The 16,304-nt window shown below is 68.0% G+C and carries 13 protein-coding genes and 1 riboswitch; of the genes, 7 read left to right on the top strand and 6 right to left on the bottom strand.

All coding sequences use genetic code 11. The annotated features are described in order from the left end of the window. Positions 1-7: 7 nt before the first annotated feature. A complete protein-coding gene (gene thiD, locus BCAL_RS00295; protein WP_043167148.1) occupies positions 8-814 on the bottom strand; it encodes a bifunctional hydroxymethylpyrimidine kinase/phosphomethylpyrimidine kinase in 807 nt (268 codons plus the stop codon). A 122-nt stretch (positions 815-936) separates the two neighbouring features. On the opposite strand from thiD, the gene BCAL_RS00300 reads away from it, so the two are divergent. After that, a complete protein-coding gene (locus tag BCAL_RS00300) occupies positions 937-2,148 on the top strand; it encodes an ATP-binding protein (RefSeq protein WP_043167150.1) in 1,212 nt (403 codons plus the stop codon). Between the two features lie 69 nt (positions 2,149-2,217). Here BCAL_RS00300 and thiC read toward each other — a convergent pair whose 3' ends face one another. The 5 genes from thiC to BCAL_RS00325 all read right to left on the bottom strand — a co-directional run bounded on the left by thiC (position 2,218) and on the right by BCAL_RS00325 (position 8,883). Beyond that, positions 2,218-4,965, bottom strand: a complete 2,748-nt coding sequence (thiC, locus tag BCAL_RS00305; protein ID WP_043167152.1) for a phosphomethylpyrimidine synthase ThiC — start codon at positions 4,963-4,965, stop codon at positions 2,218-2,220. A gap of 31 nt (positions 4,966-4,996) precedes the next feature. Continuing rightward, a complete protein-coding gene (gene thiM / locus BCAL_RS00310) occupies positions 4,997-5,935 on the bottom strand; it encodes a hydroxyethylthiazole kinase (protein WP_081887150.1) in 939 nt (312 codons plus the stop codon). Next, positions 5,928-6,035, bottom strand: a riboswitch (TPP riboswitch). (Overlaps the previous gene by 8 nt.) Before the next feature lie 15 nt (positions 6,036-6,050). Then, positions 6,051-7,397: a sensor histidine kinase gene (locus tag BCAL_RS11985; RefSeq protein WP_052119272.1), complete on the bottom strand. Its 1,347-nt coding sequence runs from the start codon at positions 7,395-7,397 to the stop codon at positions 6,051-6,053. Then, the gene (locus tag BCAL_RS00320; RefSeq protein WP_043167154.1) at positions 7,394-8,086 is read right to left on the bottom strand and encodes a response regulator transcription factor; all 693 of its coding nucleotides are present in this window, start codon (positions 8,084-8,086) and stop codon (positions 7,394-7,396) included. The genes BCAL_RS11985 and BCAL_RS00320 overlap by 4 nt, the downstream gene beginning before the upstream one ends. After that, positions 8,071-8,883, bottom strand: a complete 813-nt coding sequence (locus BCAL_RS00325) for a hypothetical protein (RefSeq protein WP_043259948.1) — start codon at positions 8,881-8,883, stop codon at positions 8,071-8,073. Before BCAL_RS00325 ends, BCAL_RS00320 begins: the two co-directional genes overlap by 16 nt. Positions 8,884-9,085: 202 nt before the next feature. Between BCAL_RS00325 and BCAL_RS00330 the strand changes: the two genes are divergently transcribed. The 6 genes from BCAL_RS00330 (at position 9,086) to ftsZ (ending at position 16,277) form a co-directional block, all read left to right on the top strand. Continuing rightward, a complete protein-coding gene (locus BCAL_RS00330) occupies positions 9,086-10,282 on the top strand; it encodes a peptidoglycan-binding domain-containing protein (protein ID WP_043167158.1) in 1,197 nt (398 codons plus the stop codon). Next, positions 10,267-10,920: an ABC transporter ATP-binding protein gene (locus BCAL_RS00335; RefSeq protein WP_043167160.1), complete on the top strand. Its 654-nt coding sequence runs from the start codon at positions 10,267-10,269 to the stop codon at positions 10,918-10,920. The genes BCAL_RS00330 and BCAL_RS00335 overlap by 16 nt, the downstream gene beginning before the upstream one ends. After that, the gene (locus tag BCAL_RS00340) at positions 10,917-11,996 is read left to right on the top strand and encodes a hypothetical protein (protein WP_043167162.1); all 1,080 of its coding nucleotides are present in this window, start codon (positions 10,917-10,919) and stop codon (positions 11,994-11,996) included. The genes BCAL_RS00335 and BCAL_RS00340 overlap by 4 nt, the downstream gene beginning before the upstream one ends. Before the next feature lie 96 nt (positions 11,997-12,092). Next, the gene (locus BCAL_RS00345) at positions 12,093-13,568 is read left to right on the top strand and encodes a glycine--tRNA ligase (protein ID WP_043167164.1); all 1,476 of its coding nucleotides are present in this window, start codon (positions 12,093-12,095) and stop codon (positions 13,566-13,568) included. Beyond that, entirely contained in the window at positions 13,546-14,820 is a 1,275-nt protein-coding gene (gene dusB / locus BCAL_RS00350) for a tRNA dihydrouridine synthase DusB (protein ID WP_081887151.1), read from the top strand. Before BCAL_RS00345 ends, dusB begins: the two co-directional genes overlap by 23 nt. A 95-nt stretch (positions 14,821-14,915) precedes the next feature. Then, positions 14,916-16,277, top strand: a complete 1,362-nt coding sequence (gene ftsZ, locus BCAL_RS00355; protein WP_043167166.1) for a cell division protein FtsZ — start codon at positions 14,916-14,918, stop codon at positions 16,275-16,277. The last annotated feature ends 27 nt before the right edge of the window (positions 16,278-16,304 follow it).

The raw sequence follows: 16,304 nt of genomic DNA on the forward strand, positions 1-16,304 counted from the left end.
GATCGATTCACCTCCATGCCCATGCGTGGTCCATCGGGCCGGAACCCTGACCAAGATCGAGCATCGCGTTCAACGCGCCGGTCAGATACTCCTTGGCATGGCGGATCGCCTCGGGCAGCGTCTCGCCCTTCGCGAGATTCGCCGCGATCGCCGAGCTCAGCGTGCAGCCGGTGCCGTGCGTGTTCGGATTGTCGACGCGCCTGCCCTCGAACCAGGTGATCGTGCCATCCGCTTCGGCCAGCACGTCGTTCGCATCGTTCGTGTGATGGCCGCCCTTGACGAGCGCCGCGCAGCCATAGCGTTCGGTCAGCGTCTTCGCCGCACGCTCCATCGAATCAGCGTCGGTGATCTCCATATCGGACAGCACCTGCGTTTCGGGGATGTTCGGCGTGATCACGGTCGCCAGCGGGAACAGCTTCGAGGTCAGGGCGGCGATCGCGTCGTCGCTGATGAGCTTCGCGCCGGAGGTCGCGACCATCACCGGATCAAGCACCACGTTCCTCGCGTGATGGAAGGTCAGACGGTCGGCGATCACGTCGATGATGTCGGTGGCCGAGACCATGCCGATCTTGACGGCGAGCGGCGGAATGTCCTCGAACACGGCATCGATCTGATCGGCGAGGATCTTGGGCTCGGTGTCCTGGATGGAACGCACGCCGGTGGTGTTCTGCGCGGTCAACGCGGTGATCGCGCTCATGCCGAACACGCCGTTGGCGAGCATGGTCTTGAGATCGGCCTGCATGCCGGCCCCGCCGGACGAGTCCGAACCGGAGATCGCGAGTACTGGGGGAAGGGTTGTCGTATGTTGTGCCATAGCCTCCAAGTCTAGTAGTCGAAGGCCGGAATATCACGCGGTTTTTCCTTGATTATTCGCCGTTCCTATGGTGTGATGGGGAAGGTTCCGCGAGAGGTTCGACATAAGGGACGGGAGGAATTATGGCCGGCAACGACGTGCTGCGGCGCGATGGCGTTCTGGCGCGCATCACCGGATTCGACGAGGGACGCGTCGCCTACTACGCGGTGATGCCGAACGGGCACACCACGCAGCTCACGTTCCCCCGTCAGGAGGTGTTCGACGTCGGCGACGTCCTGCTCGTCGGCGAGGACTTCTACACGAAGGTGCCGGCGGACGTGTGGCCGGTCAAACCGCGCGTCGGCATCGTGCGCCGCGCATTGGACGACTGCGTGGTATTGGAGACCTCCGACGGTCTGGAACTGCTGGAGGGCGATTACCCGCTCAACATCATGCCCGGCAACACCGTGGAGTTCACCGACCTGTTCGGCATCGAACGCGTGCTGTGGCCCACGGCCATCCGTCCCGGCGAATCCGACCACGATGACGACATCAAGCAGTACCGGATCACCCCCGGTGCCGATCCCACGCTCACCTTCGACTCGTTCGGCGGCTACGAACAGGTCATCACCCGCGCCAAGGAGCTCATCGAAACCCAGCTGGGCAACAGCGAGCAGATGCGCGCGATCGGCGCCAAACCCATCAAGGGCGTGATCTTCACCGGCGCGCCCGGCACCGGCAAGACGCATCTGGCGCGCATCATCGCCAACGTGGCCGACGCCCAGTTCTACCTCGTCTCCGGTCCGACGATCGTGAGCAAATACGTGGGCGACAGCGAGGAGACGCTGCGCATGATCTTCGCCGCCGCGCAGGCCGACCGGCGTGCGATCATCTTCTTCGACGAGATCGACTCGATCGCCTCGTCGCGCGACACCGACACGAACGGCGTCGGCAAGCGGCTCGTCGCCCAGCTGCTCACCCTGATGGACGGCTTCGAATCCAAGGGCAACGTGGTGGTCGTCGCCGCCACGAACCGCATCGAGGACGTGGACCCCGCCCTACTGCGCCCGGGACGCTTCGACTGGCAGATCCCGTTCCCGATGCCGAGCGAACACGACAGGCTTTCGATCCTTCAAGTGCAGGCACGCGCGCTCGCCACCGAGGGGGAACTGCCGCTCGCGGACATCGCGCGGCGCACCGAAGGATGGAGTGGCGCCGAGGTGTGCGCGATCTGGACCGAGGCCGCGCTCGTCGCCGCCAAGGACCGCCGCGGCGCGATTCGCGCGGCCGACCTTGCCACCGCGTTCGCACGCGTCGAACGCAGACCGGAGCTGCACGCACACCGGATGCCCTGAAAACGCAGATGAGCCCCTCGCATGCGAGGGGCTCATCGGGACGTCACCCGAGATATCACTCGGTAGATATCACTCGGTGGCGGTGGAGTACAGCTTGCCGCCCTGGGCGGTGTACTTCTCGCTCATCGCGTTCATGCCGGCGCGGATCTCCTCCGGGCTCAGCACGTTCGCGGACACGACGGTGTCGTCGTTGACGACGTTCGGGGTCGTGGTCGGGGTCACGCCGGCGATCGCCTCCTTGACGATCTGCTGCTGCGCGGCCTCGCCGCCGAACGCCTTGCGGATGTTCTGCGAGATGGCCATCGAGCAGAACTTCGGGCCGCACATCGAGCAGAAGTGCGCCATCTTGGCCGGCTCGGCGGGCAGCGTGTCGTCGTGGAACGCGATCGCGGTGTCCGGATCGTAGGAGAGGTTGAACTGGTCGAGCCAGCGGAACTCGAAGCGGGCCTTCGAGATCGCGTCGTCACGGTCCTGCGCGTGCGGGTGGTGCTTGGCGATGTCGGCGGCGTGGGCGGCGATCTTGTACGCGATCACGCCCTGCTTGACGTCGTCCTTGTTCGGCAGGCCCAGGTGCTCCTTCGGGGTCACGTAGCACAGCATGGCGGTGCCGTAGCGGCCGATCTCGGTGGCGCCGATCGCGGAGGTGATGTGGTCGTAGCCGGGGGCGGTATCGGTCGTCAGGGGGCCGAGCGTGTAGAACGGGGCGCCCTTGCACACGGCCTTCTCGAGCTCGATGTTCATGCGCACCGTGTCGAACGGCACGTGGCCCGGGCCCTCGATCATGACCTGCACGTCCTTGGCCCAGGCGCGTTCGGTGAGCTCGCCCAGGGTCATCAGCTCGGAGAGCTGGGCCGCGTCGTTGGCGTCCGCAAGGCAGCCGGGGCGAAGGCCGTCGCCCAGCGAGAACGCGACGTCGTACTTGGCGAAGATGTCGCACAGCTCGTCGAAGTGCGTGTACAGGAAGCTCTCCTGATGGTGGCGCAGGCACCAGTCGGCCATGATCGAGCCACCGCGCGAGACGATGCCGGTGACGCGGTTGGCGGTCAGCGGCACGTAGCGCAGCAGCACGCCGGCATGGATCGTCATGTAGTCGACGCCCTGCTCGCACTGTTCGATCACGGTGTCGCGGAACAGTTCCCAGCTGAGCTTGGAGGCGTCGTCCTCGACCTTCTCGAGAGCCTGGTACATCGGCACGGTGCCGATCGGCACGGGGGAGTTGCGCAAGATCCACTCGCGGGTGGTGTGGATGTCGTTGCCGGTGGACAGATCCATCACGGTGTCGGCGCCCCACTTGGTGGCCCATGTGAGCTTCTCCACCTCTTCGTCGATGGACGAGGTGACGGCCGAGTTGCCCATGTTCGCGTTGAGCTTGGTGAGGAACCGGGAGCCGATGATCATCGGCTCGGCCTCCGGGTGGTTGATGTTGCACGGCATGACCGCACGGCCCGCGGCGAGCTCGGAGCGCACGAGCTCCACGTCGCAGTTCTCGCGGGTGGCCACGTACTGCATCTCCGGGGTGACGATGCCGTGGCGGGCGTACCACATCTGGGTGATCGGGTGGTCCTTGGCGCGCATCGGCTGGTGCTTGCGTCCACGCCATTCCTTGCTGGCGCGGCCGCGCTTGATGGCGCGCTTGCCGTCATCCTCGAGGTTGCGGCGGCGGCCCTCGTACTCCTCGACGTCGCCGCGGTCGCGGATCCAGTCGATGCGCAGGGGCTTCAAGCCCTCCTTCGGATCGCACTTGGGGCCTTCGGTGTTGTAGTCGTGGAACGGCGGGTTCGGGCCCACGCCGGGGGTGTCGGACAGCTTGATCTCGGTGTACGGCACCTCGAGATCGTACGAACCGTACTCGTAGGAGAACGGCACGGACTTCGTCTTGCGGATGTGCGCCTTGTCGCGCTGCTTGGAGCCTCGGGCGGCGATGTCGACGCGCTGCTGCTTGGCGAGCTTCTGCGCCTCCTTGGCCTCCTTGGCGTTGGTGAACTTCTTTTCGGTGGCCTCGGCGCCCGGCTGTGCGGCGCCCTCCTGGGCGGCCTGCGTGTCGACGGCCGGGGTGTGGGTGACGATGCGCGGTGCGTAGCCGTGCTTCGCGTCCCCGCGCACGGCCTTCCAGCCCTCGACCATCGCACGGGTGGCCTCCTCGGGGTTCTCGGCACCGGCGATCGCGGACACCGCGAACCAGCCGGCCGCCTTCGTGCCGGCCAGCATGGCCATGTCGTCGGCGGTCACGCCGCCGCCGACGACCACCGGGAATTCGGAGGCTGCGCAGATCGTGTTGATCTGCTTGGCGTCCAGGGTCTTGCCGGAGCCGTCGTTGCCGCCCACGGAGGCCTCCGGCTTGGTGGTGGAGACGTGCAGCGGGCCGGCGCCGATGTAGTCGATGCAGCCGTCGGGCAGCTCGTTGATGAGACGCACCAGCGACTCGGTCTCGGCGGACAGACCCACGATCGCCTCGTCGCCCAGCAGGGCGCGGGCCTCGCGCGGCTCCATATCGGTCTGTCCGATGTGCACGCCGTCGACCTTGATACCCTTGCGGCGGGCCTGCCACACCACGTCGGCACGGTCGTCGATCACGAAGGCCACGGAGTCGGACTTGCCGTTGTCCTCGATGATCTGCGCGATGTCCTGCGCCATCGTCGTCAGCTCGGAGGCGTCGGCCTTCTTGGCGCGAAGCTGGATGAAGGTCGCGCCGCCGGTGAGGGCCTGATCGACCACGTCGGTCAGCGGTCGGCCCTTGCAGTCCTCCGGGCCGACCACGAAGTACGCGGACAGGTCGAAGCTGTCGCGCATCGACGCGTATGGGTATTCGTTGTTCATTGATTTGTTCCTTTGGTTGTTGGTGGAAGTGTCAGAACATGTGGATCTCGGAGGCGGCCACCTGATCGGCGGTCACGTTCCACAGGGCGTCGAGGAAGGCGACCTGGAACGAGCCGGGGCCGTTGGACTGCGTCTCGGCGATCTCGCCGGCGCGGTCGTACAGGGCGCTCGCCGCCAGCGCGGCGGTCAGCGGGTCGGCTACGGCGAGATAGGTGGCGGTCACGCCGCCGAGCGAACAGCCGGCGCCGGTGATCTTCGTCATCATCGCGCTGCCGCCGGGCAGCCGGTAGACGGTCCGTCCGTCGGTGACGAGATCGACCTTGCCGGAGACGGCCACGGCGGCCGTCTTGTCCGGGGCGGAGGCGGCGAGGAACTGCGCCAGACGTCTGGCTGGTTCGACGGCCGCGTCGACCTCGTCGACGGCCTCGGCGCCGGCCGGGCGGGTGGCGGGCTGGTTGCCGGGTTCGGCGTCGGCCGACAGACCCCACATGTCGGCAAGGGCGATGATCTCGGAGGCGTTGCCACGCACGATGGTCGGGGGAGTGGCGCGGAAGGCGCGCAGGATCTCGGTGCGGGTGCGGCCGATGCCTGCGGCCACCGGATCGAGCACCCACTTGTGCCCGGTCTTGTGGAAGGCGCGTGCGATCTTGGGCAGCGCGTCCTTGTAGAACGGCAGCAGCGTGCCCACGTTGATGTAGTCCGCGCCGGAGATCGGCGCCGTGTCGATCACGTCGTCGGGCAGGAAGCTCATCGCCGCGGCGCCGCCGGCCGCGAGCTGGGCGTTGGCCACGAGGTTGATCGTCACGAAGTTGGTGAACGACTGCGCCAGCGGGCGGGTGGCCCTCACCTGTTCGACGGCGGTTCGGATGCGGTCGCGCAGGTCGGCGAGATCGCCGTCGTCGTCGCCACAGCCGTCATAAGTGGAATCGATACCGCGTTCGTTGCGGATGGATGGCGAAACATCGCTCATATTCACTGCTCCCTACGCTGGTCTTAACCAACAGGTTCAAAGGGTCGGGCCATCGCCCATCTCAACCCGCCTAGTGGTGCGGGTTCCCCTGCATTTCGTTTGTTGTCTTCCGAAACTACGCGCCGATACGGACATGGTTGTTACAAAATCGCACAGACACGCCGAATCGGCCCGGCGTGGGTCTGGCGAGTCGCAGCTCGGCATGGTAAAGATCCGCGATCTCCCTGACGATCGACAGGCCCAGTCCGTTGCCGGGCCGGTTCTCGAGTCGGGACGCCCTCCCGCGATGGAACGGGATCAGCAGATCATCCAGATCGTGCCCGTCCGCCGACTCCGCAGCCTCCTCCGCCTCCGTGCTGTTGGTGACGGACAGCTCGACGCCCCCGCCGTCAATGCGCCGCACGTCGACTTCGATGTCGCCGCGGTCCACGTTGTGCACCACGGCGTTGCGGATGAGGTTGCCCGCCAGCAAGGCCAGCATCGTCGGGTCCGCATGCACCGTCGGCGCGGGGTCGATGCCGCAGCGCACGTCGAGGCCGCGTTCGTCGATCGCGTCCCACGAGGCATCCAGCGCGTGCTCCACAACCTCACCGAGCGACGTCTCGGGCGGTCGCTCATCGCCCGGATGCAACGCCATGCTCTGCACGCGCGACAGCGCCAGTAGCCCCTCCACCAGGTCGGCCGCGTTCCGGTCCGCCTCCAACGCCCGGCGCACCGCCGGCTCCACGTCCGCCGCGAACCGCCCCTGCGCGAGCGGGGCGTCCAGACTGGTTCCGATCACCGCGATCGGTGTGCGCAGCTCGTGCGAGGCGTTCGCGATGAACTGCCGCTGAGTGACCGCCGCCTGCTCGATGCGAGTGAGCATCGCGTTCACGTCGCCGGCCAGCGACGCCACCTCGTCCGAGCCGGCGATCGACACGCGCTCGCCGGTGGCCGCTGGGTCGAGCCGTCGCATCTGCGCGCCCAGCGAGGAGATGCGTCCGGCCAGTCTGCGGGAGATGAACCACGCCGCGACCATCGCCAGCACGGCGAACCCTGCGAACAGCGCCAGCGAGAACCACATGGCGCCCTGCATCATGGGCCCGCGCATGTCCGAGTCGCTGATCTCCATGATCGACCCCGGCGTCATCGGCCCGCAGCCCACGGCGTAGTCGGTGTAGTAGCAGCCGGTGGAGGACACATACAGTTCGCCGCCGTCGGGCGTGGGCAGCGTTCCGCCGCTGGCCACCTGATACAGCCGGTAGGACGACCGGTCGTAGATGCGGCCGAACAGCATGGTCTGCAACGCCAGGGCGATCCCGAGGAACACCGCCACCAGCAGGCCGATGGCGAGCGCGAGCTTGCCGCGGAAGGTGCGCGGGCGTAGATGGAACCGGCGTTTTCCGGACGGGCGGGACGGATCGGATGGGTCGGACGGGCTGGACGGGCTGGACGGGTCAGTCAGGCTGGACGGATGGTTCATGGCAGCCGGTATCCCTTCCCTCGCGCCGAGACGATGGCGCCCTTGCCGCCGGCGGCCTCGAGCTTGCGTCTGAGCGTGTAGACGAGCGTCTTGGCCGCCCCGGCGCTGGCCGTGCCGTCCGGCCATGCGGCGGCGATGAGTTCGTCGAGCGTGACCCATCCGCCGTCCGCTTCGACGATGCGGCGCAGCACTGCGAACTCCCGAGCGGTCAGGTCGAGCGGGGTGTCTCTCCAGTAGGCGAGTCGGCGGTCGTCGTCGATGACGACCGGTTGCGCGACGGCGCCGGAATCGTCGGAGGGCCCTGTTGGTGTGCGGCGTCTCGCGTCGTGGCGCAGCAGGGCGCGGATGCGCGCCGACAGCTCCCGGTAGACGAACGGTTTGGGCAGGTAGTCGTCGGCGCCGAGGTCCAGCCCCTCCACGCGCTGCTCCGGGCTGGCCGAGGCGGTGACCATGAGCACGCTCACGTCCAATCCGAGCGCGCGGATCGTCGTCATCACCGTGTCGCCGGACATGACCGGTAGATCGCGATCGAGCAGGACCACGTCGATGGCGTCCCGGTGCGCGGCGAGCAGTTCCAGCGCCTCGACGCCGGTTTCGGCCGTCCAGATGCGGTAGCCCTCATGCCGCAGTGCGTCGTCGAGCGAGGCGGCCATGCCCGTGTTGTCCTCGACGATCAGTATCCCCGCCATGATCTACCAGAGGTACTCCACGGGGTCGTCGGCGCTGCTTGACGACCAGCCTGCGCCGCCTTGCAGCCGCGCACGCGCGCGTCACCGAAATCGTAGCCGAGCTTGTCCTTCGCGTCCGTCCACCCCTCCGTCTGGAGCAGGGTCTGCCCGTCGTTGAAGTCCTTGACCGTGTAGCTCGGGGGCACCACGCCCTCGCGCCGCATGCAGTCGACGACCGCCTCGTCGACGTTGGCGTACAGGTTTGGGTTGCCTTGCTGCTGACCGTACAGTCCCTGCACATGGGAGAACCGCAGGTAGCAGTCGGCGTAGGCGTCGCGCCACCGCTCCTCCTGCTCGTCGGTGCCAACGGCGTGTTGCATGATGTCCATCATGCCGTTCGGGAATCGTTCGATCTTCGGCTCCGGGAAGCCGTGGTCGACCATGCACGTCTTGTAGTCCGACCAGACCTTCTCATAGATGGTCGTCGACACCCACCCCTCTTTCTTGGCCTGTTCGAGGAACGGGCGCTCGTAGTCCGACACGTACGGGTCGGCGAGCACCTCGTCGATGTATGCGGACAGCGAGCTCGCCAGACGCCCGTTGCCGTCGGCGTCGCGCAGCGTCGAGACCGGCCCCTGCTGCGGGGAATCCTGCCCCTGCGCCGACGAACCGTGATCCCCGGATGCGGATGATGCGGTCTGCGTGCCGTTCGTCGGCCCCGCGCAGCCCGCGAGCCCCGCGAGCAGCGCCGCCGCGGCCAGCGTCGCGGCCAGCAGGCGCGGGATGCGCGCAATTCCTTGCGATGATTGTCGTCCCATCTCAACCTCCTTGTCTGCAGAACCCCTGTGCCGCACGGCTTTGCAGCCTGTGCACCTTCCATCGTATGCGGCCCCGCCCTGACCTTCGCCTGACCGTGCGCGTGGACGGCGTGGAACGATGGAATCGGACACGACGCCGAAGCCGACGTCGGGATCGAAGCCCGATCGGACGCGAGGGCGAGCGCGAGGAGGGGAGGCCATCATGGCGAAGATATCGAAGACATCATCGGCATCATCGGGGCCGTCGACGGGGCGGGGAACGCCGCGCGGTACTTCACACGGCACCGTGCGCCGCAGGTTCCCCGTCGCCTGGCTGCTGATCGCCGTCATCCTCACCGCGGCCGTCAGCGTCGGCGCGGCCGCGTTCCTGCTGCCCGACCGGCACCCGGCGATACTGTCGAGCGCGAAGGAGGTCACCAGCGCGCCGGTCGGCATCCAGCGCTACGACGCGAACAGGCAGATCAGCGTCATCCCCACGCTCTCCGCCTCCCGCCAGGTGCTCATCAACACGTCCGGCACCGTGACCGCCGACCATTCCGGCGAGGGGCTCGTCTCCGGCAGAGCCGCGCTCGCGGTCGACGAACGGCCCATCGTCGCACTCGCCACCGCGACCCCGCTCTACCGCGACCTGAAATACGGCGACAAGGGCAGGGACGTGCGCGCGTTCAACGACGAACTCGCGCGGCTCGGATTCGGCGCGCCCGCCGACACCGACCGGTACACGACGCGTACGGTCAAGGCCGTCAAGGCCCTGTGGCGCGGGCTCGGCGTGACCTCGACTTTGGATGGCAACCTCGCCATCGCGGACGTGATCTGGCTGCCACAGCGCGAGGCGACCGTCTTCGACTGGAACGGCGTACCCGGCACCATGGTCACGGCCGGGACGCCGATCGGCCGGATCCCCGGTGCCCTGACCGCGATCAGCTTGAGGGACGGCGCCGCCGAGAACGCCGACCGGACGATCACCGTCTTCGGCCAGCAGGGCGTGCTCAAGGCCGGGGCCACGCGCATCGACGACCCGGAGTTCTGCGCGCGCGTCACCGCCTCGCCGGAATTCCGGATGTTCGCCCAATCCTCGTCGTCCAAGTCCGCGCAGGGCCAGTCGTCGGGCCAGTCATCTGGCCAATCCGCGTCGCAGGAGTCCGCGCAGGGGATCGACGCCACCGTGGCCCTGACGCAGCCTCTCGACGTGATGCGCGTGCCGGCCGCCGCCGTGTTCGGCGTCGACGGCAATACCGGATGCATCGCCTCCGACGGCAGAACGATCCCGGTGACGGTGATCGGCGCGGACCTGGGCGTGAGTCTCGTCAGACCCGCCGACGGCTCCGAACCGTCCGCCGGCCCCTCCACGGTGCAGGTGGGCGGGGCGATCAGGGGGCTGACATGTCCGCGAGGGTGACCGGCCACGACCTCGCCCACCGGTTCCCCGGCACGGACACGCTGTTCGAACACCTGTCGTTCACCCTCGAGGCGGGCACCACGACGGCGATCTGCGGGCCGAGCGGCTGCGGCAAGTCCACGCTGCTGTCGATTCTCGCCGGATGGGAGAAACCCTCCTCCGGCACGGTCACGCGCGACGGCGTGAACCGCGTCGGCTGGGTGTTCCAGAACCCGTACGGCGTCGCCGAACGCAGCGCGCTCGACCATGTCGTCTTCCCGTTGCTCGCACGGGGACTGCGCCGGCGTGAGGCGGAGCCGCAGGCGCTGGAGGCGATGGGCCTGTTCGACCTCGGGGCCGTCGCCGACCGCCCGTTCGCCGCGCTCTCCGGCGGCGAGGCGCAGCGGCTCATGCTCGCGAGGGCCGTCAGCTCGGCCCCGGACATGCTGCTCGTCGACGAACCCACGGCCCAGTTGGACACGCGCACCGCCCACAGCGTCTCGGGCGTGCTCGGCAACCTCGCCGGACACGGCATGATCGTCGTCGTCGCCACCCACGACCTCGCCACCCGCGACGCCTGCAGGCGGGTCATCGATCTCGCCGACTACGCGCCGGAAGAGGCGACGACGCAGTCGCGGCTAAGGAAGGAGCCGTCATGAGACTCGCGTCCATCCTCTCCGAGGCGATGCGCAACATCGGTTCCGGCGCCGCCCGCGCCGCGGTCTGGTTCCTCGCCGTGGCCGTGGCCGGCACGCTCATCGGCGGGTTCGAGGCGCTCGCCGTCATCGGCCAGGAGCGTGACGCCGTCACCCGCATCCGGGCCGCGGCGGACGTCACCACCATCGTCAGCCCCGTCTCCGTGATCGACGGCGCCGCCTGCGACCGTCTCGTCGACGCGGACGGCGGTCCGCAGGCCGCGGGCGCCATGCGCGAGGGCGACCAGATCACCCCGCGCTCGACCCCGGGACGCAGCATCGGCTCATACGAGGTCACCGCCGGCATGATCGGCCTGCTCGCGGCCGCCGACGCCGACCCCACCGGCGTATGGGTCTCCACGACCCTCGCCCACGACTTCGGCTGGGCCAGGGGCGTCACGATCGAGACCGACCACGGCGACATCCCCGTCGCCGGTGTCTTCGACTGGCCGAACGACGGACGCGACACCCGCTTCGCCTACGCGCTCGTCGTCCCCGCGGCGCCCGACGCCAAGCCGTTCAGTGAATGCTGGGCCAAGCAGTGGCCGCGCACCGACGCGGTCGAATCGCTGCTCACCACGACCGCCATCGCCGGCAAATCCACCACGCAGACTCTCCCCGGCACCACCATGCTCAACAAAAGCCTCGATCGCGGATGGAACGCCGCGGCGCTCTACGAGACGCGCATGACCCGCATGCTGCCCTGGGCGGCGCTCGCGGTCGGCCTCGTCATCGGCGTCGCATCCGTACGCCGTCGGCGTCTGGAATACGCGGGCGCCCTCCACTGCGGCCAACGCAAATCGGACCAGCTGCTCGCGGCGCTGATCGAGACCCTCGTATGGGCTGGCGGAGCCACGGCGGCGGGCCTGTCGCTGATCGCCGCGCTCTGCCTGCGCGCCTCCCCATCCGATCCGGCGGCGGTGCTCCTCGCCGCCGCCCGCTCGCCGCTCGCCCTGTTCGCCGGCGTCCTCGCCGCAACCGTCGTGAGCGTGCTCGCCGTGCGCGAATCCCGCCTGTTCCGCCTGTTCAAGGGGAGGTGATGCGGCGCGGAGGAGGTCCGGCCGCCACTGTCAGACTGTGCCGGTATCCTGAAGCGGTTGTAAAGACCCCAAACCGTTCATACCAGAAGGTGCATTGTGGCTCAGTCCAAACTTGATGAAGTCGTATCCCTCGCGAAGCGTCGCGGTTTCGTGTTCCCCGCCGGCGAGATCTACGGCGGAACCCGTTCCGCATGGGACTACGGTCCGCTCGGTGTCGCCCTGAAGGACAACATCAAGCGCGAATGGTGGCGTTCGATGGTCGTCACCCGTCCCGACGTCGTCGGCGTCGACACGTCCATCATCCTGCCGACCCCGGTGTGGGTCGCCTCCGGCCATGTCGCCGTGTTCAACGACCCGCTGGTCGAATGCCTCAACTGCCACAAGCGCAACCGCGCCGACAAGCTCCAGGAGAGCTACGCCGAGAAGCACGGCGACAAGCTGCCCGAGAACGGCATGGCCGACATCGTGTGCCCCGACTGCGGCACCCGCGGCAAGTGGACCGAGCCGCGCGACTTCAACATGATGCTGCGCACGCACCTCGGCCCGGTCGAGGACGAGAACAGCCTGCACTACCTGCGCCCGGAGACCGCGCAGGGCATCTTCGTCGACTTCAAGAACGTGATGACCTCCTCGCGCTCCAAGCCGCCGTTCGGCATCGCCAACATGGGCAAGTCCTTCCGCAACGAGATCACGCCCGGCAACTTCATCTTCCGCACCCGCGAGTTCGAGCAGATGGAGATGGAGTTCTTCGTCGAGCCCGGCACCGACGAGGAATGGCACCAGTACTGGATCGACGCCCGCACCCAGTGGTATCTGGACCTCGGCGTCAAGCCGGAGAACCTGCGTCACTACGAGCACCCGAAGGAGAAGCTGGCCCACTACTCCAAGCGTACCGTCGACATCGAGTACAAGTTCGGCTTCCAGGGCTCCGATTGGGGCGAGCTCGAGGGCGTGGCCAACCGCACCGACTTCGACCTGTCCGCGCATGCCAAGCACTCCGGCGAGGATCTGAGCTACTTCAACCAGGCCACCGGCGAGAAGTACGTGCCGTACGTCATCGAGCCGGCCGCGGGACTCACCCGCTCCCTGATGTGCTTCCTCGTCGACGCCTACGACGTGGACGAGGCCCCGAACACCAAGGGCGGCGTCGACAAGCGCACCGTCCTGCGCCTTGACCCGCGCCTCGCACCGGTCAAGGCCGCCGTCCTGCCGCTCTCCAAGAAGCCGGAGCTGCAGACCGTCGCCCAGGATCTGGCCGCCGACCTGCGCCAGCACGAGTGGATGATCGACTACGACGAGGCCGGCGCCATCGGCCGCCGCTACCGCCGCGAGGACGAGATCGGCACCCCGCTGTGTATCACTGTCGACTTCGACACCCTCGAGGATCACGCCGTCACCATCCGCGACCGCGACACGATGAACCAGGAGCGCGTCTCGCTGGACAAGGTCGCCGAGTACGTCGACTCCCGCATCGGCGAGCACCGCACCCGCGTGCCGATGAAGCCGGTCGCCATGGGCGGCGAGGCATGGCCCGACTCCGTGAAGATCAATGAGGCCGGCGGTCTGTACTGAGTTGACAGCCAACAGCGAAACCGTCATCGACGAGCGCGGCGACTCCCTTACGGGGGAGGATCCGCGCTCGCCGCGTCATACCGCCGCGCTCGACGCACCCGCACCGGCCATCAGGCCGGTCCGTCTCGGGCCGATCGACGTGCCCACCCCGGTCGTGCTCTCGCCGATGGCGGGCGTCACCAACTGGCCGTTCCGCGTGCTGTGCGAGGAGTACGGCCCCGACGGCCTGTACGTGGCCGAGATGATCACCGCCCGCGCGCTCGTCGCCCGCAACCCCAAGGCCCTGCGCCTGTGTCGGTTCGCGTCCACCGAGCGCGTGCGCTCGCTGCAGTTGTACGGCGTGAACCCGGCGATCGTCGAACAGGCCGCGCGGATCGTCGTCGACGAGCACATGGCCGACCACGTCGACCTCAACTTCGGATGCCCGGTGCCCAAGGTCACGCGCCGCGGCGGCGGCTCCGCCCTGCCATGGAAGACCGACATCTTCACCGAGCTCATCCGACGCGTCGTCAAGGTGTGCGAGCCGGCGAACATCCCGGTCACCGCGAAGATCCGCGTCGGCATCGATCACGAGCACGAGACGTTCCTCGAGGCCGGGCGCATCGCCCAGGAGGAGGGCTGCGCCGCCGTGACCCTCCACGCGCGCACCACCGCCGAATACTACGGAGGCCACTCGGACTGGAGCCGCATCGGCGAGCTCAAGGAGCATCTGACGATCCCCGTGTTCGGCAACGGCGACATCTGGGGCGCCGACGACGCCCTCGCGATGATCGCCGAGACCGGCTGCGACGGCGTGGCCATCGGACGCGGATGCCAGGGGCGCCCGTGGCTGTTCGCCGACATCAAGCACGCATTCGAGGGCTCCGACGAGCGGTTCAACCCGACCCTTGGCGAGGTGTGCCGCGTGATCGCCCGTCATGCGCGCTTGCTCGTCGAGTTCTACGACGGCGACGAGCGCATGGCAGTGCATGACCTGCGCAAGCACATCGCCTGGTACCTGAAGGGCTTCCCGGTCGGCGGGTCCACGCGCAAGGCGTTCATGGAATGCGAGAGCCTCGAGGACGTGGACCGTGAGATCGGCCGGCTCGACCCAACGGTCGAGTTCCCGCCCCGCGTGGTCGACAAGCCGCGCGGCCGCGTGCGCTTCGCCAAGAAGGTCCACCTGCCCTACGGCTGGCTCGAGTCGCGCACCACCAGCCACGAGGAGCGCGAGACCCTCTTCGGCGACGACCCGATGGACGCCAGTTACTAAGCTATAAATGTGCGCTACACGCGCGAAAATATCACACAATACGGCGTGGCCCTGCGCTAGTCTAGGGTGTAACCGTGAAGTGACAGGAGCACAACGTGAGCGAGATCGCCCAGAACGAGGAGTTGAACGACAGGACCAACATCAAGGTCGTCGGCGTAGGCGGTGCCGGTGGCAACGCCGTCAACCGCATGATCGCCGAGGGCTTGCAGAATGTCGAATTCATCGCAGTGAACACCGATGCCAAGGATCTGCTGCGCTCCGACGCCGATGTGAAGATCTCCCTGTCCGATCAGTCCAGCCGCGGCCTGGGAGCGGGCGCCGACCCCGAGAAGGGTGCCAAGGCCGCTCAGGACCACCAGTCCGACATCGAGGAGGCCGTCAAGGGCGCCGATATGGTCTTCGTCACCTGCGGCGAGGGCGGTGGTACCGGTACCGGCGCCAGCCCGATCGTCGCACGTGCAGCCCACCAGCAGGGCGCGCTGACCATCGCCGTGGTCACCCGCCCGTTCTCGTTCGAGGGTCCGCAGCGCTCCGCCTCCGCCGAACTCGGCATTGACAACCTGCGTCAGGAGGTCGACGCCCTCATCGTCATCCCGAACGATCGACTGCTGGAGCTGTCCGATCGTTCGATCACGATCATGGACGCCTTCAAGACCGCCGATTCCGCACTGCTCTCCGGCGTGCAGGGCATCACCGATCTGATCACTTCCAACTCCTACATTCACGTCGATTTCTCCGATGTCACCGCGATTCTGCGTGGCGCCGGCACCGCGCTGTTCGGCATCGGCTCCGCACGGGGCGAGGATCGCGCCACCCAGGCCGCCGAACTGGCCATCAGCTCCCCGCTGCTCGAGGAGAGCATCGAGGGCGCCCACGGTGCGCTCATCAACGTCGCCGGCCCGACCGACATCGGTCTGCAGGAGGCCTCCGCCGCCGTCGAACTGGTGCGCAAGGCCATCCACCCGGAGGCCCAGATCATTTGGGGTCTCGCGCTCGACGACGCCTATGGTGACGAGGTGCGTGTCACCGTCATCGCCGCCGGCTTCGACACCGCCAAGCAGGCCGCGGCCAATGCCGCCGCCGTGGGCATGCCCGTCGTGCCGCAGCGCGCCGCCGCCCAGGCCGCCCAGCAGCCCACCCGGCAGACTCCGGCCGCCCAGCCGCAGCAGCAGTCCGCTCCGGCCGACAATCCGGCTCCGGCACAGACCCAGAACCCCGCCCCGCAGTCGGCCCCGGTCGCTCCGGCCCAGCCGGCCGTGACGCAGACCGGTCAGATCCCGGTCCAGCAGCCGGTCGCTCCGGCCCAGCCGCAGCAGGTGCCGCCGAGCACGTCGCCGTTCACCTTCGCGCCGGCTCCCGGCTATCCGCAGCAGCCGTACCCCCAGTACCCGCAGACCACGTACACGCCGGACGCGAATGATCCGGGCGATCTGGACATCCCCGACTTCCTGCGCTGAAACCACCACGGACGAGACTAAAGAAAG

The sequence above is a fragment of the Bifidobacterium callitrichos DSM 23973 genome, assembly GCF_000741175.1.
In the GTDB taxonomy this organism is placed as follows: Bacteria; Actinomycetota; Actinomycetes; order Actinomycetales; family Bifidobacteriaceae; genus Bifidobacterium; species Bifidobacterium callitrichos.

Coding starts and splice junctions, on each gene's coding strand:
- thiD (WP_043167148.1), bottom strand. CDS start 814: ATGGCACAACATACGACAACCCTTCCCCCAGTACTCGCGATCTCCGGT.
- BCAL_RS00300 (WP_043167150.1), top strand. CDS start 937: ATGGCCGGCAACGACGTGCTGCGGCGCGATGGCGTTCTGGCGCGCATC.
- thiC (WP_043167152.1), bottom strand. CDS start 4,965: ATGAACAACGAATACCCATACGCGTCGATGCGCGACAGCTTCGACCTG.
- thiM (WP_081887150.1), bottom strand. CDS start 5,935: ATGAGCGATGTTTCGCCATCCATCCGCAACGAACGCGGTATCGATTCC.
- BCAL_RS11985 (WP_052119272.1), bottom strand. CDS start 7,397: ATGAACCATCCGTCCAGCCTGACTGACCCGTCCAGCCCGTCCAGCCCG.
- BCAL_RS00320 (WP_043167154.1), bottom strand. CDS start 8,086: ATGGCGGGGATACTGATCGTCGAGGACAACACGGGCATGGCCGCCTCG.
- BCAL_RS00325 (WP_043259948.1), bottom strand. CDS start 8,883: ATGGGACGACAATCATCGCAAGGAATTGCGCGCATCCCGCGCCTGCTG.
- BCAL_RS00330 (WP_043167158.1), top strand. CDS start 9,086: ATGGCGAAGATATCGAAGACATCATCGGCATCATCGGGGCCGTCGACG.
- BCAL_RS00335 (WP_043167160.1), top strand. CDS start 10,267: ATGTCCGCGAGGGTGACCGGCCACGACCTCGCCCACCGGTTCCCCGGC.
- BCAL_RS00340 (WP_043167162.1), top strand. CDS start 10,917: ATGAGACTCGCGTCCATCCTCTCCGAGGCGATGCGCAACATCGGTTCC.
- dusB (WP_081887151.1), top strand. CDS start 13,546: ATGAGGCCGGCGGTCTGTACTGAGTTGACAGCCAACAGCGAAACCGTC.